This window comes from Pontibacillus chungwhensis (assembly GCF_030166655.1).
Taxonomy (GTDB): Bacteria; Bacillota; Bacilli; order Bacillales; family BH030062; genus Pontibacillus.
Map to the genome: position 1 here is coordinate 3,675,424 of NZ_CP126446.1, position 20,598 is coordinate 3,696,021.

The window sequence follows — 20,598 nt, forward strand, 5'->3', positions numbered from 1 at the left end:
TTACCCTTCAGATTTTTTTATAAAAGAAAAGTCTTTGATCCAAAACAGGAGCAGGTCCGTTGTCCCGCGGGACGAGGGACCTGTACCTCTTTTCCCAAGCGAAAAACCCCTATTGATCAAACGTTTGATCAATAGGGGGGTTCTTAAAAGCTATTTAGGGACGGGTACCTGTCCCCTTGTCCCGCAAATAAAGAGAAGCACGGGAACCGCTCCCGTGCTTCTCTCTTTAAATTATGAAACTCGCTGTCTTTCAACGACTTCAGCTGTTCTTCTCGTATTATCTGCGATATCAACGGCTAATTGAATAAACTCTGCATAGATCTTGATTGTTCCCCAACCGATGAAGGTAACGATTAAAGTAACAAGAAATAATAAGAATTTACCTGTGAATAGATTAACCAAAGCAGCTAGAGTTCCAATTACTAGGACTGCTAAAGATAAGTATGTAAAAACTGCCTTAATAATTTTTAAAACTGGATATGAGTCCAACTTGTGACTGCTTGTACTACCAAGTAAAGCAGTTTTGATCATGTTTCCTTTGTCCATAGATTTCACCCCCTTTCAACAACCCATAGGAGCTCTTAGATTTTTATTAAATAAAACTCTTCTCTGAAAAACCTTTCTTTTTTGGTACGGGTTCACTTGATCCTTCATCTTCTACTTGACTCAACACATTACTGACAAACTCTTCTTCTTCTCCGTTAATAAGGCCGCGGAAAACAATCTCTTTAATTTGTACGTGATTAAATACGAAGGAATACTCTAAGCTTATGTACCCTTCAGGATATGGGCACCCTAGATAGTCAAACACCTCACCGCTATTTTTCATACGTTGCTTACGGCCGTATATCATAAGCTTTTTATTTCCGCCTTCTAGCTTTACTATAGAACCGATTGGTAAAATTTCTTCATGCATATGATTAACCTCCTTTCATTTTATATATTTGTATAAATCACACTAAAGATCATCCCTAGAACAGAAGATGCTAGTATATATTTAAAAGATTTAATGGCAGCTTCTACCCAATTCTTTCCTTGATTTATTATGTAGAACAAAATATTGCCTATTATCAATGACATGGATATGCCTACCGACATCCCTAAAAGTAAGCTCTGCGTGTTTATCCCGCCTATAATAGCTCCAAGAATAAGCGGTACTAGGAGATATTTAAATCGTTCTTTAATGTAATTCATTGCTTCTCCTCCGATTCATCTTTATTTGGCTGAGCTAAAGAATACACATTATCTCCAAATTGATAGGAGTCGAATCCTTTTTGAAATAAGAGTGAACTAATCCCCTTAACACCATCATCAATCAGTTCTGGTGCTTTCTTCGCCAATGATCCAGCACTTACAAAGCCAATTCCGATCTGCTCGGCAGTGTAAATCTTGCTACCTTTATCGTCTCCCCAAATGTCTTTGTGACCTTCTTCAATGATATTTGGTATATCAACCCAGTCATCTTTTCCTGGATTCACAAAAAGATCATCAACCATTTTAGTGAAGCCGCTTGCTATTTTATTGGCACCATCTAAAGCTAGATACCCCCCACCTACACCACCAGCAATGGCTAGAGGTGTGGCTGCACCCGCCGAGGATACTGCTGCCGTTATAGATGCAGCGATAATTTCTGTGCCAAAGGCTAATTCAAATGCCCCATCAGTTATCGTGATAACTGCCGAGCCAACTTCTTTCCATTCTACTGACTTAAAATGATGGACAGTAGCATCCCATGCAGTTTCCATCACATCAGCAGTTTGATGGTATGCATCTTTCACAAATGCTCTTGAAACATCCCAAGTTGTATTGAGAACGTCTTTTGTATCTTCATATGCAGTTTTCACAAAGCGTGAAGACTTTGTCCAAGCAGATTCAGCCACACCACTAGCCTTCTCCCAACTTTCATCAGCAATAGTAGTGGTAGAATTCCAAGCCGCGCCCATAATATTTTGAGTGTTGTGCCACGTATCATCCACTAATTTTGTCGTGGAGGTCCATGCACCCCCAGCTAGGTCACTTGCTCTATCCCACCCCTCTTGAACAAAGTCTGTAGATTTACCCCAAGCATTCTCCATGAAATTAGAGGTATCATGCCACACTCCTCCGGAATAATCTTTCGTTGAATCCCAAGAATTGTTCAAAACATTGGTAGCATCCGTCCAAGAATTTGAAACAAAGTCTGTTGAGCTACTCCAGGCAGCCCCGACCACATCCGAGGTATCATGTAAGAGGTTTTTGAAACGATTATCCTCTTCTTCCACAGCTCTTGGGACAATCTCACAGACATGTTGGCTTTTATAATGATTGAACCTCGTCTTTTCTGCTAACTTTACTACTTCATCTTCTGCGTAAGAGTAGCGATTCATTGCATCATGTACAAATGTTTCTATCCTTTTTAATTTTGCTTCAACTCTATTTAAGTCTGTAGAAACCCTCTGTAAGTGATCATTAATCCCATTGCGTGCACGGATGTTCCAGCTAATTTGACCACGGACACGGTCGATGTCATTCGATGCATGAGATACTTCAGAACTGCTCTTAGATAAACTACCTATATTCCCTCTTACTGCATGAATACTAATGTTCATTGCCAACTGATGTACCTCCTACAACTGTTAATCATTTTTTCTAGACAATGCTGCCGCACGTGCTTCTTCTTCACACTTTATTTGATAGGCGGCTGAATCAACTTTATGTTCCAGACTATAGAGAGTTGAAGTGATGCTATTCAATTCGCTATTAATCTGTTGAATCGCTCTATTCACGTAGATCATTTCTTCTGATTTCCAACTGTCATTTATACTAGATTGATAGTGCTCCAATCTATTTTTGACATCTCGTAAGGAATTGGCATATTGGCCAAGTTGATTTGCCTGCGATCGAGCTTCATAAACGTTAATTCCCATCTCACCCCATCCTTCCTTGCCAATTAAAGGCGTTATCCTTTATTCATGTTAAGCGGTTGGACCCGAAAGTTCGGATCCAATCGCTTAACATGATTAAAATGGATAGGTAAAAGGGGGCTTGTGGCACCTCTTTTACCTTCCAATTAGAAATTACTTAAACGCTTGTGCATTACTATTAATACTCGTCTCTGCCGCTTCATAGTTCGTGACCGTGTTGTCTAAGAATTTCGCATATGAATCAACGACTTCTCGGTAGGTTTCGAACTTCGGAGCTAGAGCGTTGAAATTCGCTCTGATTGTTTCAGATGCATCACTTTGCCACGTACTAGAAAGGTTGTTCATTTCTTTTTGGATTTCTTCTAAGCGTAGCGCTAAGTTTTGATTAATGGTACGGATGGAACCTGCTGTCTTTTGGACTTCCCCAAGGGAAATATGAATACCTTCAACAGACATGTCCGCCACCTCCTCTAAAAGTTAAAAGATATTAGTTCGATAAGCGTTTGGCTGCGTTGATCGTTTCTGTCTGAGTTTGGCGATAGGTCTTCGCACTAAGTTTAAGGAACTCAGAGTAATCAAGCATTAATTTGCGCATTTTCTGAAAGTCATCCATGAAGCCTTTAATCTGGGCAACGTAGGCTTCGTTGTCCGCCCCTTTCCATGCGGCTCCCATACCATCTACTTCATTAAAGAGCTGCTGGTATTGCTTCTCGTAATCTTGAGCTTGTGCATCAATCTTCTGTGCTGTAAGCTCGAGTTTCTCTGGGTCTACTACAATCTTTCTTGCCATAGTCCTAACTCCCCCTTATATTCATGACAATCGGTTTATATGAACAATAGCTTGGAGCCATTTTTCAAACCTAGCTCCAAAGCTGTTCTGTTACCATCCAGCACGTTACCTTTGTCGTCACATAACACGGTGTTGCCAGATGGTGTGAAAGCGCCATCTGATAAGTCTTTAAATGCACCCTTCAGTAGCATTTCTAATTCATGCACTTTGTTCGTTAATGGGATGTACACATCATAGGTTTGGCTCAGAACAGGTATCCGAATTTCTACTACTATTTTCTCCATCACCTTACACCCCCAAGAATGTTTCTGCTTCGCTTGTTTCAGAAGATACAAGCTTCACTAGAGTGAGCTTCCCTTTGTGGACGATGTAACCAAATCCATCTTCAAGCTCTTGGTAACTTTGATTGGAAGTCTTGATTTTCAACTTAAATTGATCAGCAATTCCGTTCCCCATCCAAAGGCCATCACTCAAAGACACTTTCGACTTGAACCAAGGCTCAAAGGATAGTGCGTTAATCTTCTCAATCGAGTCACAGATGATGAAGGATACATTGTATTCCTTCTCCCCTTTTTCCAGTAAGACTTGGAGTTTATCTTTCGCATCTTCAGATAACTTCTCTATTAAAGAAGATAGGGAATGAATCATACAGGTCACTTGATCAAAACTTGGAGGTTGTTCCCCTTGGGCTAGAGCGTCTTTGTACGTATTGTTTCTTGAAACCAACATGTTAAAGAGTTCTACAACAACAGATTCCAATTCTTCACTAGAATGCATATATCGGTAGATCTCTCTAGCGCCGTTTTCATATACATGATCCGGATCCATCACAAGTACTTCACCATCACCCTTTGAAGCGATAACTTGTGTGAGCCCTTGCATGAACTTAGCATCCTCCACACTTTGACCGGTTACGAGATTGATGTAGCGGTCGAAGTCACCATAACCAGCCTGTAAACTTTGCTTCTCAATTCCGACCGGAAGGATCCTGCCCCGGGCTTGATGCCCCGCTTCTGCTAGATAGGAAGCTGTGACCTCATCTGGTAAAATCGGAACGCGTCTCGCTTTAGTTCCGCTCCACTTTCGAGCGACCTTATCACAATACTTTCTTATGTTCTGCAACGTATTCTCCTCATCTTTGAACACGTGAGCCACTTGGAATTCATATACGTGCTCCGATTTAAAGATCCCACGTCCTTTATGCTTTGTAGGATAGACCCCATTTACGTTTCCGAGGACGCCTGAGTAATCGGCCTCATCATTTAGCTGCAAGACAAAGAGTTGCTTGAAGTTCTGTAATAAACGGAAGCGAACAGCACCGGTATTCGAAGCAGTCAGGATGAAGTAGATGCCGTATTTCGTACCTTCCCGTGTTAAGTAGGCGATCGCTTCTTCTTGAGCTTCATACGTTTCAGCAAACCCTGCGTAATTATGAATGAAGACGGTGATGACTGGGAATTCTTCTTTAGTTGCTTTCACATAAGAATGGTAATCGCCACCATAATCCGCGAATCGCTTCTTCCTACGATCGATTTCATCATAGAGCATCTTAATCAGGTTATGCGTCTTCTCTTCTTCACCAGACAACAAGACATCACCCACGTGAGGGGCTTTCTCAAATGATTTGAGCGTCTCTGCTCCGTAATCGAGTATGTACATGTTCACTTCATTTGGTGAATGATTCTCTATCATTTGATAGATAAGTGTGGTTAAGAAAGTCGTCTTCCCGCTTCCGCCTGAACCGTAAATAATGGCATTTCCTTCACGAGTTAATGGGAAGGTCATAGGCAGTTGCTCTTGGTTCGCCGGATGATCCACTTCCCCAATGATTGGTTGAATATGTCCCTTCACCGGTTTTGGTAGATTGTATTTTCCTGAGATCTCATCGACATAAATAAGAGCAGGGATTGGATCAAGCCAGATTTGCCTTACGCGAATCTCTTCTTCTGCTGCAATTGTAGATAAATACTTCGTAATTTCATCGATTTGCTTCGGCGGGTTTATGTTCAGTCCTTGTCGCTTATCTAATTTCACAGACTTCATTTCTCGGCCTAAGTTGTCTATGACGGTGATGCTTTCATCCTTCTCTGTTTCGCTTCGTTCTGAAGGGAAATATGGTGCCCCACCCCATGCGGATTGACCCATTTCAAACAGTTCGTTGAAGCCAACCTGTAAGTAAAAGCGTCCCGTTGTCGTCAGCTCTGCTGCATCCGGTCGTTTGATGACGTCCATACTGTCCGCTTTCTCCTGGACTTTAAGGGAGACCCGGAAGCGACTGTTACTCCAGATCTGATCATCCACGACGCCTGAAGGCTTCTGCGTAGCCAGAATGAGGTGAACGCCTAAGCTTCGACCAATACGCGCAGCACTAATTAATTGTTCCATAAATTCTGGCTCTTGCGTTTTCAGTTCAGCGAACTCATCGGAAATGATGAAGAGGTGTTGAACGGGCTCCGTCACTTTTCCTTCTCGGTATAGTTTTTGATACTTGTAGATATCAATATTACTTTCACCTACACGATCACTTGCTTCGTTGAAGATAGCTTGCCTTCGCTTTAACTCACTTTGGATCGAGATCAACGAACGCTTCACCGCCGGTCCGTCTAAGTTCGTGATGACACCTGCTACGTGCGGAAGTTCACTAAAGGTATGAGCCATTCCGCCCCCTTTGTAATCAATCAAGATAAAAGCGACTTCATCCGGATGGTAATTGACAGCAAGGGACATGATATACGCCATAATGAACTCACTTTTACCTGAACCGGTCATTCCTGCAACAAGTCCATGAGGGCCGTGGAATTTCTCGTGTAAGTCTAAATGAAAGAGTTCTCCATTTGTATCGACGCCCACTGGTGCCTCGAGTGTGATCGTTGGATCGTTTTCCTTCCAACGGGTTAATGCATTTAAATGTTCAATCTTGCCGACCTCAAACATTTCAAGGAATGTCAGCATAGACGGGAATTGGTAATCCGATGTTGAAGAGTCGAGCTGAATGTTGCTTAATTGCATAGCTAGCTCTTGCTCATCGCCTTTTTGGTAATATTCAGGGTTGAAGGTGACATATGCCCCCGTACTTTCGTTCTTGTCATACACCTTAGCTTCTTTGTCTTCTAGATCAACAACAAGCGTACACTCTTTCGGCAAACGGATCAGCTCGTCATACAAATGAACGACACTAAAGCCGTAGTTCTTCCTCTGCATGAGAATCGTTTTAATGAACTCTGCCTTAGAAGCTAACTGCTTATCAATAGCAAAGACCACGTAATGAGGCGTCACTCCATGTCGTTCATCATCGTTTGTCATCGCCTCACGCTTTGCTAATTCTTTCTCCATATAAGCAGAAATCTCTTTCACTTCGTTTGCATCTGTTGCGAGGAAGCGAATCCCTTCGTCCTTAGCCCATACATGAGGAAGCCATTTCGCAAACCCCCACTGCTCTTGTTCCTTCTTATCGTATAAAAATACGAGCCTTACTTCTTCGTAACTATGTAAACTTGTCAGTTGCAGGATCATGCTCTTAGCCAGATTGATAACGTCCTGACGTTCGCCGATCATCCCGCTCGCTCTGTCTTCTATAAGCGACATGGTAATCGGAACTTCTTTCAGTCTCTTCGGTTCTTCCGCTAGACTGTATAAGGCTTCTTCTAGGTTATCGTCCTCTAGTGTGAACTTCTTCTTCTGGTAGTTCAGATCGAGCGCTAATGGTACGTCTCCAAGACCTAAACGCATCTTCAGGAAGTCGTTCTGCTCTTTCGTCCTCTCCCACAGGTTACTCGCTAAGTTCCGAATTCGCTCTGTACTCTCCTCTACATCCACGGCGTTCTCAAGCATGATCTCCTGCTGATACGCCGTCTCATCCGCAATACTTGAGCGTATGTGATTGAGATAGTCTTTGTATTTCTCTTGCCGCAGTTGTTCTCTATCTTCTTTCTTCAACCGATCATTTCTTCTTGTGAGAACCGGGAACAACACGGTGCCAAGCAACATACTTAAGGACATCAAGAGCGTAGGGATGGCAAACATCATATCCCCACCACTATTCATCGCGTAATAAACGGCAAAGGCTCCTGTAAATAAGGAAGCCATCCCCATAGTCAGCGACGGGCCTAGCATGAGAATTAACGGGGTTTCTTCAATGTTCTCCTTGGAAGGTGGGGGATCTATCTTCCACTCTTTCTTCTCTACCTCCCGTTTAAACCTCGGAGAACGATAGAATGTCTTAAGAACCGATGCATCATGATCTTCTATTTCCTCTTCTGTCTCAACGATCGATGGTTTTTGAAAATGTTGTAGTTGTTGATCCTGGATCGTCACCGCTCCATCTGGATTGTTGATGGCCATAAAGCCATTTCCGACAATGATCTTTAACCCAATGACATACAGCATGTCCCCTGGTGCGAGTTCTTTCTGTTCTACTTTACGCCCATTTACATAGGTGCCATTGGATTGACTTAAGTTATAGAGAGTGATTTGTTGATTATGTATAACAAGCCTCATATGTTTAGAAGAAACGTAGGGATTGGAGAATTGAATGCCACAATCCGCAGCGCGCCCTATTATGAGCTGTCCGTTAGAGGGGAGCTTAAACTTTGTAAAGGCTCTTCGATCTTCTGTAACCGGTTCACAATATAACAAGACGGTTTCATCTATGTTTGGTAGATAAACTTTGTAGACCTGTGAAGAGGTAATGATTCTTTCTTTTACTTTTTGGTTGGATTCATCGAGGATATAGGCTTTCGTATTGGACTTAACAATCCATTGTCCTCCCACGCCTTCCACAGATATGACATTCTCCTCATATCCGTTCTCATTTCTATGCCTCATCCAGTATTGACCTTTGGGCTTATCAGGCAATACAAGTGAGAATAGGTCATTTCCTTTAAGTAAGGATAATTGCATTTCCTTCCTCCTATTCTGTTTTCTATCAAACGCCCTTTCGTACCATGAAGATTATACTACATCCAATCATTTCATTGAATGGAATATTATTATTTTTATATATAATTTAGGATTTTTTCAATCACCCACATTCGTGTAAGGGTTTACATGTAAAAATAATACTTATCAACGCCTCTTTGCACCTAATTTATAGTATTAGTATAATAATAGTGCTAACTTTTAAAAAAGATTGTTAAATTTTTTAGTATAAGGAGTTGTATCAGTGAGTTTATTTAATAAATTGAAACAAGGTGTATCAGAAGCAGGCTCTAAAGCTAAAAGTGCGGTTGAGATTAATAAGCTTAAAGCTCAAATTGCCCAGAAAGAAAAAGAGATCAAGAAGCTCTATACGACGATCGGAGAGAATGTATATGTAGCCCATCAGAATGGAGAAACAGATGTATCTAGCGAACGAAATATTGTCTATATCGAACAAATTAACGAACTACATAACGACCAAGAAGAATTGAAATCGGCTCTTCTGGCTATGAGTAATGTTAAGAAATGCTCGTGCGGGAGTGACGTTAGCCTTGAAGCGAAGTTCTGCCCTTCGTGCGGCCATGAATTTGAAGAAATCGAAAACCATGATGTCGACACCCTTGAAGAAACCGTCCTTCTGTCAGAAGGTAAAGCAACAGAAGCACCGGACACTTGTCCAAACTGTGATGAGATCGTCGAGAAGGATGCGAAGTTCTGCGGAGAATGCGGTCATATGATTGAAACGTAAAAATAAACCGGTCACCGCTTATCGCGTGTGCCGGTTTGTTTTTTACGATTCACCTAAGAGGAGAACCCGCACCTCCTAGGAAAAGAAGTTCATGACTTTCTGTTTCCATCTGCTTTTCTTAGGTTGCTTCGTCTTAGGACTCTTTAACATGACGAGTGTTAGATTGTCTGTTGCCTGTTCTGACCTCGCTGCGTCCTCCACAAGACTAGGTACAAATTCTTTAAGCGTCCCGGATTGTGACAAGAGTAATGATGGAAATTGTGACGGAGGATACAATGAATAAAATCCATCACTGCATAACACAAACATCTCTCCCTCTTTGAATTCTCCCCTTGTTTCATGAACTTCCACTTCTTCATCTATCCCCAAGCACTGCATTAGAATATGGCGCTTCGGGTGATGGAGCGCCTCTTCTCTTTTGACGTTTCCTTGCCTGATTTGATAAGACACCCAAGAATCGTCTTCAGTGAGTTGGTTCAATGTGAAACCCGGGCCTTCTACCCTCGCTTCCGCTCGCTTCTTTCTTATAGGACGCTCATCGTCTGTCATGTGGTAAACACGACTATCTCCCACATGCTTTACGATGTACTTGTGATGATGAATAAACACTAAAGACAGCGTTGTGCCTAGCTTAAAGCCTTCATGATAGCGAATCATGTTCAAATGGTTGTTGATTTCTTTAAAGAGTCTTTCTAATTCGTAGGAGACTTTGGAAAAGTCAACAGAAGAGCCAGGCTTTACTACAGAACTCGTATCCCACCAATTCTCCACATGGCGTAGAACAATCTCACTTGCACGATCTCCTAATTCATGACCGCCCATACCGTCTGCGACAAGGGCGAGAATGATGTGCCCTTGATCACGAATCTTTTTATATAAGATCATGCAGCGGTCTTCATTCACTTTTTTGGGGCCTGTTTTCGAGGCATATCCGATCTCCCATGCCAAATTATCCAACATCTTCACCCAACTGTATGTAAAATGCTGCTCGTCCAATCATGATGTGATCCTGATCGTTCACTTTATAAATGTGATGGGGCTCAATCTTGGTGCCGTTTACGATTGTTCCGTTACTCGAATGGACATCTTGAATTCCATATCCCCCGTCGTTTAGCTGAATCAGTTCCATATGTATCCGGGAGACGCCAACCGCTTCTACTACGTATGATACAGCATCAGGATCCCGACCAATCCGGAATCGCTCTTGGTTCACTTTGACTATTTCACCATTCACAAATCGAATAGAAAGGGGTTTGTTTCTCTCAGGCTCTTCCCCTCCAAGCAAGATGGTTGCATCTTCTTTCGGTTGGTGATCGTCATGAGGAGAAGCAGGCCGGACCGAACTTTCCCCTGGCTCACTATACACCTCTTCATTTCGGGATATGGATTCAAGTGGCTCACTTATTTCTGCTATGTACTTCTTGTTCTCTTCCTCTCTATAATTATGGTCTAATTGCTCGTTCACTTCATTAGGCTTCGATAATGTAAAACCAATATAAATAAGGTCAACTAACAATAAAGAGAAACCTAAAGAGAGATAAAGACTGCCTGAACGATGATCAGAAGTAAAATAGTAGTATCCAATACCAATCAGCCCAATAACCCCCATTAAAAGGAAGACGATCTTATTTCCCCTCGTGTTTCTTGAAATTGAATTCTTCATGTATGGTCTCCTTTATACAAATATACGAACGTTAGATTAGGTCGGTAAGCTCTGCTATGCCCACTGCGATGAGCGCTAGTGAAATGAAGGCTAGCATGATGGCAAACCTTGTTGAATTCTTACTCAAAACGTCTTCCCCCTTTTGCAGGTAATAGGTTCGTCTAACTGAAACCCTTGAATAGTATATAGGATTCTATACTTATATAAAATGAATTTACTGGATAAAGATACATTTCATACATTAAATTCAATGAATTGAAGTGATATAATATACGTTTGGAATAACAAACAGGAGAGGATTCTATGGAAAAAAGCTGCAAGACGTGCGGTCACCCCTTATATGAGGGTGAATGCAACCATTGCCCCCCACTTGAAGAAACAACATTACTAAACGAAAGTCCTTCATCAAATGATGAGACCACCTTATTATCCAAGGAAGATCAAGGCACCTTGGACCCTACCATTCTGCTTGAGGATGAAGAACATACCGATTCAACGGAGCTTCTAGATAGTCAAGCCATTAGCGAAGAGAGCGATACACCCATCCCTCACAATCACCTAAGCCATGACAAAGGGGAGATCCTCTTCGATCGGTATAAGATTCTATCGATTCTTGGTAAAGGTGGTATGGGAACCGTATACCTGACCGAGGACCAAAAGTTAGACGGGAAACAATGGGCGGTCAAAGAAACGTTAATGAGGAAAGAGGACTATCAAGAGTTCGTAGATGAGGCCAAAATGCTAGTCGACCTTGAACATGCGAACCTTCCTAACATCATTGACTATTACCCACCCGACCAGGACGGGAGAACCTACCTGGTTATGGATTACATAAAAGGAGAGACGCTAGGGGAAAAGTTTGAAGAACGATTCTCATTGCCCTACCATCAAGTCATTAAGTACGGAATTCAAATATGCAAGCTATTAGACTACCTTCACAGCCACAAACCAACACCCATCATTTACAGAGATTTAAAGCCTTCTAATGTCATGATTGATGAGAACGATAATGTCCAGCTAATCGACTTTGGGATTGCTCGTAAATATAAGGACGGGAAGCAAGCGGATACGGTTCAAATGGGGACTTATGGATTCGCCTCCCCTGAACAATTTGAAAACATTCAGACCGATCACCGCACTGACCTTTATTCATTAGGGGCTATGATCTACTACCTTCTCTCTGGTGGAAAGTATATGTATTCTTCACAAGAACCATTGCATATCTTAAATAAAGACGTCCCAGAAGAATTAAGTAAGATCGTTCAACTATTGGTCAAACCAGATATGAGGGAACGATACCAACATGCAAAAGATGTTAAGGATGACTTATCCAAATTGCGCTCAACAGGAGAATTATCTGCTAAGAAAGAGGCGAAACGTCTAGCCAAGGAGCACAAGAAACGCGTAAGGCAAGAGAAATGGACCCGCTTCAAGAAACAAACCAAGAAATGGAGCCTCATTACGGCATCTGTTCTTCTTGTAGGCGCCGTCCTCTTTGGTACGTATACATACACAGCAGCTAAATATAACAAGGATGCTACTATCGAGCAGTTTGAACAAGCTATTATTGAGGAAGATAAAGAAACCCTTAAGGACCTCCTTGTGTCCGAAGACCAGCGCCTGAAGATTAGAGATCAAGAAATCAATGTTTTCCTCGATTATTTAGAGCACGACCCTACATATATGGATGATCTTATTTCAGGATTAGAAGATCTCACAGATCAACAGATCTCCCTTTCTAATGCCGCTAAAGCGAGCTCTAAAGAGCCTCGGAAGGACCTTCCTTTCACGTTTGTAAAAGGGGACAAGAAATATGTAGTGATTGATACTTTCAAACTACAAGTGAGCCCGAAGTATATTACCGTTCATGCTAATCTGGCCAACACGAAGATTCTGTTGAATGACAAAGAAGTTGCCAACACACCTTCTGAGAATTATTCACAAGATTTCGGCCCATTCATGCCAGGTCTTTATTCAGTTGAAGCAGAGTGGACGTCAGAGTATGCAACACTTCAAGATCAACAAACGATTGAACTTTTCAACACATCTGAAGAGAAAATGATGGCAAACTTCAACCTCAGTGGCTATTTCATTGAATTGAACTCTAATTACGAAGAAGCCAAAGTGTTTATTAACGATGAGGACACTCGTTTACTCGTAAAGGATTCTCAACAATTTGGCCCCGTACAAGGGAACGGCTCTCAGAAAGTTCATACGGAGGTCACGTTACCTTGGGGAACTGTAAAGAGTGATGAAGTGACAGTTAAAGGACAGTCTATAATTGACCTGCCCATTGTTCCTTTAACGGATGAATTAAAGCATGAGTTGATGAAGGTGACAAATGAGTATGCATCTAGTGTTGTGAAGAGCTATACTTCAAACGATGCAAGCCAGTTGAAACATAGTAGCCAAGATGTATTCCTGACACACAAGGAACGACTAGAAACCTATAAGGATGAGAATCAGACCTGGAAGGGGCAGCTCATTAAAACGTCTTATGACTTAAATAGCTTTGACTTATACCAAAATGGGCAAGACGAGTATGAAGTGATGGCTAAAGCATCCATTATGAATAATGAAGTGATTAGCAAAGAAGATGAAACAGAAGAGCCAACCTTAACTGAAGACCATTATTCTATTATTTATCGTTATGATAAAGAACAATCAAAATGGCTCATTAAAGAAATGGACAAGATGGATTCCTATCATCCGCTCGCCCCTAAAGTTTATTCATTTGAATCCAAGGACACTGAAATATAATTTCCCATAAAAGAAGTCCATTCCCTCTTGCTTAAGGAATGGACTTCTCATCTTTATTGTAATGTCAGGGTCCCATCACCTAATATAAGTCGCTGGTACCCCTCTTCTCCTTTTTCCTGATCGATCTTGAATTCAAGTTCATTTACATGGTCTACATTTAGCTTCACAGGAACAGACTCTTGACCACTCGTCAAAGTCATTTTCTTAAGCACGTCCCCATCAGCCAATATCGTAACCTCACTCACAGCTTCGGCTCCACCTGTCTCCGTTTGGTCAACCCCTAGAGTCATACTAAATTCACTATATTTCTGACTCAACCTATATAAGAAATGCGGCGATTCATCATTTCCGAAATCAGGATCAGACGTCTGTGCTGTAATGGCATTGGAATAGACATTCCCAGAAACATCTGTAAAGAAACGGTCATATCGATCCATATAATAATAGTCAGATATCCTATACGTGATTTGTTCAGATAAAGGTTGTTCACCAGATGACAGTTCCTTGCCATCTTCTAAACTAATGTTCGCGATTGTACCAAATAGATGCAACTGGACGTAGGATGTCCCTTCTTTAAGGGTTTCCTCTAAGGGAAATTCTAGGGAGAATTCTTTTGAAATTCCACTAAAATATTTCTCGTTTATATAGGCGCTTCCCGATTCATCAGTCGATGGCACGAAAACGTATAAACCTTCGTTTATGTCGACATCCTTATGCGGGGTGACCTTCCCTTTGATCGTAACTTTGTTTGGTTTTACTTTCATCTCGTTTACTTCAATATCTTTTTCATCGTCACTAAGTTGATAGTTCATGTTAAAGTACTTGGATTCCATTTTAAACAAGGCTTTAGTGACATTTGTTCCTTTATCCTCACCAAGCTCCGCTGTTGTATATTCATCTTCCTTGGTGAAATAGATATCGTTTCCATCATCTGCATCAAGCTTCATTTGATAATCATAGCGATGGAGGTCCTTTCCTCTGTCGTTCGTAATGGCCTGGAAGCCAATCACATAATCCGGATACTGAATGACATCTAATCCAGATCGCTGGACATAATCCCCATTATCAAAGATCCACCTTGATTCAAGGTCTATATTATGAGCAATATACCGACTTCCACCTTCGAATTTATAGATAGCTGTTAGATCGCCATCTTTCATCCCTTCACCTAAGAAAGTGATCTTCCCCATCTCTTCTGATTCAAACAGAACCACATTGCGTTCTGTGTACCTGGAAGGAAACTCGATGAAGCGCTCCACTTTACTATCGATAGCAGTCGTATACTCCTCTAATTTCTCCTCCGCTACTAACCCTGGGAATTGGCTGTTTATTGCGCGTAGTTCTTTCACAGATTCCCGGGCTTGGTCAAATGCAAATAAGTCGATCTCTTCCTTCGTCTGTTTCAGGAGCGGCTTCGCAACCTTTGAACTCATTTGTTCGGTAAATGATTCTTTCAGGTCAGAGAGGTCTTTATACATTTTTGTATTAGGATAGTTATCTACCTGATAGAGAGCTTCTGATAATTGATCATAGGCGTATGAAAGTTCAGGGAAGTGGTCAGGCGAGAACTCTACATTATTCACACGCTCCTTGACCTCATCTGTTGAAGTCTGCAGCTCTTCCATTTCTGCTTGAAATTGTGTTGCATCTTGTAAGAGATCCTCAACGATGATGTGACGACTTTCCCCGTATGCTAAATCCTCACTATCCATCTCTAGTACTTCCTTATAGGCTTCGATTGCTTGATCAACTTCAGAGTTGGCCATCGCCTGATCTGCTTGACTCATTAGCTTCCCGTAAGCCTGATCAGATGAACACGCTGCGAGGGTCAAAGATGAAGAAAGGGATAAGGCTAGAATTATTTTTTGTTTCATTAGGATACGTCTCTCCCTTCCCAAACACTTTGTTGCTTCTCTCTCTTTCTAGTCATGAAGAACCATCCACCTGCACCAGCAACAACGAGTAAGATGATAAGTATACCAATGAGAGAAAAGGAAGAGGGTTCATATACAATATAACCACTGCTGTTCTGTAAGGTCACTTTATCTTTCTCACCCTCCACAAGAGAAACGCCGTGTGAGACGTACTTCACTTCACCCGGAAGCTCTAAGGTGGTTTCTACAGAAGGGTTAAGCTCCGTGAAATAATACACAGGTAGATCTTGAATAGCTTCTGCCTCGTGATCAAATTCTTCTTCTTCATCAACTGGTGACAAACGTTCCATTTGATAAGGGTTGTATCTCGCCATATCAGAGAACGAAACGAGTAATGAATCCGGGTGTAAAGCACTTATATGATCGAACTCAAATTTGGCGATCATCTTGTCGTCTTTTGTCTTCATCCCCTTCGATTCTAATACGTTTTCACCTGCTCTTTCGTTGGCTTGCTCAACACCTGATTGAATCTCTTCCATGAGCGCTTCTTCGCTATAAGACACTTCATCTAGGGGCATAGTGAAAATGGCTGTCCCTGACCCGTCTTTCTCTAATTCAACTTCTAGTGTTCCACACCCTGTTAAGAAGAGCAGAACAAAGGAAAATAGTATGATTATTCTACGCATCGAAATCCTCCAATTATGTAAATGTAAAATATAGCTATTAAAAAGGCGTAGGATATAGAAGTGGTTCTAATCCTTCTTTTATTTAAGCTTGGTAAAACGATAAAAGCCCATAAAAAAGTCACCTCATCTAAGATGCTTGGGTGACTTCATCAGTTTCTAGTGCTGAGAATGTAAAGGATAGGTAACCCAGGTAGGCGTACACAGCGGCTGATATAAGCGTAGTGATATAAAAGTTACTAAACGGAAACAAGATAACCAACATCTTCCCAAAGAACAGATAGGGTACATATTTCACATGAGGGCTAACAAGTAACAATAGGGCTCCTACAAAAATCCCCCAATAAGCAATTGTATCCAAGACATTTAAAATCAAAAAATATTCATGGAAGACAACGTTCGTAAACCGATCAATAAAATCAACCCCAAGCGCTCCAAATGCAATATATAAAGAATAGGGCATAATGGCATTCATCCAAGGAATGCTTGAGAACCAACCATTTAAGGCTTTTCGTACTTCATTAAACTGATTCATGGTCTTCTCCTCCTTTCAATAAGTATAATAGTAGAAGTACAGTAAATTTCTCACATAATAGACATTATATAATAGTCTTTAAGTCCTTTTCAATTAAATTTTTAATAGTTTAGATCGAGGGATTAAAACCTATTAAAATAAGGAAATAATGGATATTTAGTTCTGTTTATTGTAAATTTAATTAAAAATTATAATAACCGGACATGAGGGACAGGTACATTCTCCCCCATCCCACCGAAATAGTTCTTTTGAAATAAAAAGAGCAGAGACTGTTCAAGCGCTTCCTTTAAACAAAAAAAGAAGCACGGGCTCCGCCCCTGTGCTTTCACTGAAGTCAAATACTCTTTAGTTGAATAGGAAAATCTAATCTGTTCATTTCAATGCCTTATTCTAAAGAAATTAGAGGATACCACCATCACCATTCCTAAAATCAATACCGGGATCGATAACGTCTGTAGCAATGCTGGCGTACCTTCGAGCCCTACAAACTCACTAAATACAAATCCAGCTGCAAAAACCCACAATCCTACATAAGCAAGCACTTTCCCTGCCGTGCTCTTCCCTTTTCCTAACATCCGCGTTCCTCCTCTCCCCGTTCTTTATCATATTCCACTTAAAAGACCCTTTACTAATTAACAAATAAAGGGAAACCACCAAAAGCATATCACAGCCACTCCTGTATGAAAACCGAGAAAGCGAGATGACGGTCCTCGCGCTTTATTCAAACTGGAAAAAATCCACTACAAAAAAAGGAAGCACAATCGTTTCTGTGCTCCCTAAAAACGGGACAAGGGGTCAGGTTCATAGTCCCGCGGGCCGAGGAACCTGTCCCCCCATCCCACACAACACCTCATCCCAAAAAGTCATGCCATAAACAGCGCCCCATACCCGAGTGCCCCTGCAATAACAAACGCAGGATGGACTTTCCACCTTTCTAACAAGAGAAAACTGACAATCACTAAAAATGCAGTGTTCCAGACACCTCCTCCTTCGTAAGAACTCAGGAAAAATCGAAAGGCTATTAAACCTAGCAAAACGGCAATCGTCGGGCGAATGTACATCGTCATTCTCTTGACCTTTGGAGAATCTTTGTATTTATATAGAATACTTAAGAGAGCAATCATTAAAATCAAAGAAGGGGCCACAGTTGCAAAAATTCCTACAGTAGCCCCTGCTACTCCTGCTTCTTGGAACCCAATATAGCCAGCCATCTTTGTTGCAATAGGACCAGGCAGGGCATTTCCCATAGCCAAGACCTCACTAAATTCATTTACCGTTAACCACCCATACCGCTTCACGACCTCGTTTTCCACTAGCGGAATGGAAGCAGGCCCACCACCGTAACCTAATATACCTGGTATAAAAAAGGCTAAAAAGATTTTCCATAGGATCATGAGGATACCCCTTCCTGTTGCTTAGATTTTGAAGAGGTTTTGTCTTTCTTTAGGAAAGCTGCCATAAGTAAAATAGCAATAATAATGCCAGGATGAACATTAAGGACTTCCATGAACACTCCTGTTACAAGAGCCAGGAGGATTGTCGGTGTCCACCCTAATCCATCTTTGGATTTCTTCACAAATTGCCATGTTAATACTCCTAGCATGACACCAACGACAGGCACAACCGCTTGAGTCATTCCTTGTACCCAAGGTTGATCTTTTAAAGATGCAAGTGAGGTCAATAACACAATCATGAGGATAATGGTTGGCACGATCGTAGCCAACACTGCATTCAACACACCAAATAACCCCTGAACCCGGTATCCAATATAGCCAGCCATCTTCGTCGCAATCGGCCCAGGTAACGTGTTCGCTAGAGCTAATACATCAGAGAACTCATCATCGTTCATCCACTTATACTTCTCAACCACTTCTTTGTGAACTAATGGAATGGAGGCAGGTCCTCCTCCATAACCAAGTATGCCAACTCTGAAAAAAGCTAGAAAGATATGTAATGCTTTCACACCGACCCTGTCCTTTCTCATACTTTAATCCTTTAAATTCATTTTTTAAGCAGAAAATGAAAAAGGGGCAGCACGCGCCCCTTTTACCAACTACCAGGCAGCAATTGCCCCATCTGTACGTGCCTCTGTTCCACCAAACAACACGCCTGTGTCAGGGTCACGCCATATAATCTGGCCACGACCAAACCCTGAGCCGTCTAATGTGACCTTTATGTCATGCCCTTTTCTCGCCAAGCTTTGCGCAATATGGTTCGGGAACTGTGGTTCAACCGTTACAGTCTTGCCCCCCATCCATTGCCAGCGCGGTGCATCTAGCGCAGCTTGTGGGTTCAAATGAAAGTCCACTGTATTCATGACCACCTGAACGTGCCCTTGTGGTTGCATAAACCCTCCCATTACACCAAACGGGCCAACTGGCTGATCATTCTTTGTTAAGAAACCTGGAATAATCGTGTGAAAAGTCCTCTTGCCACCTTCAAGGGAATTATCATGATCCGGATCAAGTGAAAAATTATGCCCCCGGTTTTGAAGAGCAATCCCCGTGCCTGGTACCACAAGTCCAGAGCCGAAGCCCATATAATTACTCTGAATAAACGACACCATATTTCCTTCATGGTCTGCTGTAGCCAGATAAACAGTTCCCCCTTTTGGAGGAGTGCCTGGTTCAGGCGTGAGTGCTTCATCCCCAATAAGGGCGCGTCGCTCATCGGCATATGCCTCTGAAAGGAGTCCTTCTACATCAGCAGACATGTGCTTCTCTTCCGTAATGTACTTTTGGGCATCTACAAAGGCAAGTTTCATCGCTTCAAACATTTTGTGGTAAGATTCTGTAGATTCTTTCTCAGGGAATTCATAACCCTTTAATGTATTTAATGCCATGAGAGCCGCTAGACCTTGACCATTTGGTGGAATCTCCCAAACATCATAACCACGATAGTTCGTATGAATAGGCTTCACCCATTCTGGTTGATACGCTGCTAAATCTTCCTTTGAGAGGAAACCATCGTATTTTTTGGAGAAAGCATCGATTTTCTCTGCCAGTTCTCCTCTATAAAAACTCTCAGCATGAGTGTCTGCAATGGAACGAAGCGTTTCTGCATGTCCCGGTGAACGCCAAACTTCCCCAATTTCAGGAGCTTTTCCATTTGGAGCAAATGTTTCGAACCAAGCGTTAAATTCATCATCCGTTAATGTATTGCTAAACTTTTCATAAGCACGCTTCCAGAACTTCCCGAGTACTGGTGAGATTGGATACCCGCCTTCAGCATAATCGATTGCAGGCTTGAGAACTTCTTTAAATGGTAACTTACCAAATTTCTTTGATAGCTCTGCCCATCCTGCAGGAACACCAGGTACGGTTACAGGAACCCAGCCGAATGCCGGGATTTCGTCATGACCTTTCTCTTTCACTGCATCAATTGAAATGTCTTTAGGAGAAGGTCCACTGGCATTTAGTCCATGCAGTTCACCTTTTGTCCATACAAGGGCAAAGTTATCGCCACCGATCCCGTTTGATGTCGGCTCCACAACGGTTAAACAAGCAGCCGTAGCAATGGCAGCATCAATTGCATTTCCACCCTGCTTCATAATATCTAATCCAGCTTGTGCGGCTAATGGTTGAGACGTAGCGACCATGCCGTTTTGAGCAACTGTTGTCATTCGCTGAGATGCATATGGATAGGAATTAAAATCTTGATTCATAATACAACCACCTTTGTATGAGATAGAGTTTGATCCATTTTTGTCCTATGTAATTTCTTTT

General features: G+C 41.9%; 20 protein-coding genes. 2 read left to right on the forward strand and 18 right to left on the reverse strand.

What is annotated here, in order from left to right; genetic code table 11:
- Positions 1-231: 231 nt before the first annotated feature.
- The 9 genes from QNI29_RS18780 to essC all read right to left on the reverse strand — a co-directional run bounded on the left by QNI29_RS18780 (position 232) and on the right by essC (position 8,592).
- On the reverse strand, positions 232-546 hold the full coding sequence (locus QNI29_RS18780; RefSeq protein WP_231417871.1) for a hypothetical protein: 315 nt from the start codon (positions 544-546) through the stop codon (positions 232-234).
- Between the two features lie 46 nt (positions 547-592).
- Entirely contained in the window at positions 593-916 is a 324-nt protein-coding gene (locus QNI29_RS18785; protein WP_231417870.1) for a DUF4176 domain-containing protein, read from the reverse strand.
- A 20-nt stretch (positions 917-936) separates the two neighbouring features.
- Positions 937-1,194, reverse strand: a complete 258-nt coding sequence (locus QNI29_RS18790; RefSeq protein WP_231417869.1) for a hypothetical protein — start codon at positions 1,192-1,194, stop codon at positions 937-939.
- Positions 1,191-2,594 carry a hypothetical protein gene (locus tag QNI29_RS18795; RefSeq protein WP_231417868.1) on the reverse strand — a complete coding sequence of 468 codons (1,404 nt, stop codon included), beginning with the start codon at positions 2,592-2,594 and terminating at the stop codon, positions 1,191-1,193. Before QNI29_RS18795 ends, QNI29_RS18790 begins: the two co-directional genes overlap by 4 nt.
- 21 nt (positions 2,595-2,615) lie before the next feature.
- Entirely contained in the window at positions 2,616-2,906 is a 291-nt protein-coding gene (locus tag QNI29_RS18800) for a hypothetical protein (RefSeq protein ID WP_231417867.1), read from the reverse strand.
- 150 nt (positions 2,907-3,056) lie between these two features.
- Positions 3,057-3,359, reverse strand: coding sequence for a pore-forming ESAT-6 family protein (locus tag QNI29_RS18805; protein ID WP_231417866.1), 303 nt, complete (start codon positions 3,357-3,359; stop codon positions 3,057-3,059).
- A gap of 31 nt (positions 3,360-3,390) precedes the next feature.
- Positions 3,391-3,693, reverse strand: coding sequence for a WXG100 family type VII secretion target (locus tag QNI29_RS18810; protein ID WP_231417865.1), 303 nt, complete (start codon positions 3,691-3,693; stop codon positions 3,391-3,393).
- 35 nt (positions 3,694-3,728) lie between these two features.
- Positions 3,729-3,977 (reverse strand): ubiquitin family protein, encoded by a 249-nt coding sequence (locus tag QNI29_RS18815; RefSeq protein WP_231417864.1) that lies wholly within the window; start codon positions 3,975-3,977, stop codon positions 3,729-3,731.
- A 4-nt stretch (positions 3,978-3,981) separates the two neighbouring features.
- Positions 3,982-8,592 (reverse strand): type VII secretion protein EssC, encoded by a 4,611-nt coding sequence (essC, locus tag QNI29_RS18820; protein ID WP_231417863.1) that lies wholly within the window; start codon positions 8,590-8,592, stop codon positions 3,982-3,984.
- A 262-nt stretch (positions 8,593-8,854) separates the two neighbouring features.
- Between essC and QNI29_RS18825 the strand changes: the two genes are divergently transcribed.
- Positions 8,855-9,358, forward strand: coding sequence for a zinc ribbon domain-containing protein (locus QNI29_RS18825; RefSeq protein ID WP_231417862.1), 504 nt, complete (start codon positions 8,855-8,857; stop codon positions 9,356-9,358).
- Between the two features lie 75 nt (positions 9,359-9,433).
- Here the strand turns inward: QNI29_RS18825 and QNI29_RS18830 are convergent, their stop codons facing one another.
- Both QNI29_RS18830 and QNI29_RS18835 read right to left on the reverse strand, forming a co-directional pair.
- Complete coding sequence (locus QNI29_RS18830) at positions 9,434-10,318, reverse strand: PP2C family protein-serine/threonine phosphatase (protein ID WP_284526996.1); 885 nt, start codon at positions 10,316-10,318, stop codon at positions 9,434-9,436.
- Positions 10,308-11,021, reverse strand: a complete 714-nt coding sequence (locus QNI29_RS18835) for an FHA domain-containing protein (protein ID WP_231417860.1) — start codon at positions 11,019-11,021, stop codon at positions 10,308-10,310. Before QNI29_RS18835 ends, QNI29_RS18830 begins: the two co-directional genes overlap by 11 nt.
- Positions 11,022-11,324: 303 nt before the next feature.
- Here QNI29_RS18835 and QNI29_RS18840 point away from each other — a divergent pair, with 303 nt between their 5' ends.
- The gene (locus tag QNI29_RS18840) at positions 11,325-13,781 is read left to right on the forward strand and encodes a protein kinase domain-containing protein (protein WP_231417859.1); all 2,457 of its coding nucleotides are present in this window, start codon (positions 11,325-11,327) and stop codon (positions 13,779-13,781) included.
- A 53-nt stretch (positions 13,782-13,834) separates the two neighbouring features.
- Here the strand turns inward: QNI29_RS18840 and QNI29_RS18845 are convergent, their stop codons facing one another.
- The 7 genes from QNI29_RS18845 to QNI29_RS18875 form a co-directional block, all read right to left on the reverse strand.
- On the reverse strand, positions 13,835-15,655 hold the full coding sequence (locus QNI29_RS18845) for an NPCBM/NEW2 domain-containing protein (protein ID WP_231417858.1): 1,821 nt from the start codon (positions 15,653-15,655) through the stop codon (positions 13,835-13,837).
- A complete protein-coding gene (locus QNI29_RS18850) occupies positions 15,655-16,341 on the reverse strand; it encodes a hypothetical protein (RefSeq protein ID WP_231417857.1) in 687 nt (228 codons plus the stop codon). Before QNI29_RS18850 ends, QNI29_RS18845 begins: the two co-directional genes overlap by 1 nt.
- A gap of 127 nt (positions 16,342-16,468) precedes the next feature.
- A complete protein-coding gene (locus QNI29_RS18855; protein ID WP_231417856.1) occupies positions 16,469-16,873 on the reverse strand; it encodes a hypothetical protein in 405 nt (134 codons plus the stop codon).
- A 377-nt stretch (positions 16,874-17,250) separates the two neighbouring features.
- A complete protein-coding gene (locus QNI29_RS18860; protein WP_231417855.1) occupies positions 17,251-17,448 on the reverse strand; it encodes a hypothetical protein in 198 nt (65 codons plus the stop codon).
- Positions 17,449-17,736: 288 nt separating this feature from the next.
- Positions 17,737-18,267: a chromate transporter gene (locus tag QNI29_RS18865; protein ID WP_231417854.1), complete on the reverse strand. Its 531-nt coding sequence runs from the start codon at positions 18,265-18,267 to the stop codon at positions 17,737-17,739.
- Complete coding sequence (locus tag QNI29_RS18870; RefSeq protein ID WP_231417853.1) at positions 18,264-18,857, reverse strand: chromate transporter; 594 nt, start codon at positions 18,855-18,857, stop codon at positions 18,264-18,266. The genes QNI29_RS18865 and QNI29_RS18870 overlap by 4 nt, the downstream gene beginning before the upstream one ends.
- 69 nt (positions 18,858-18,926) lie before the next feature.
- A complete protein-coding gene (locus QNI29_RS18875; RefSeq protein WP_231417852.1) occupies positions 18,927-20,537 on the reverse strand; it encodes a gamma-glutamyltransferase family protein in 1,611 nt (536 codons plus the stop codon).
- Positions 20,538-20,598: the final 61 nt, after the last annotated feature.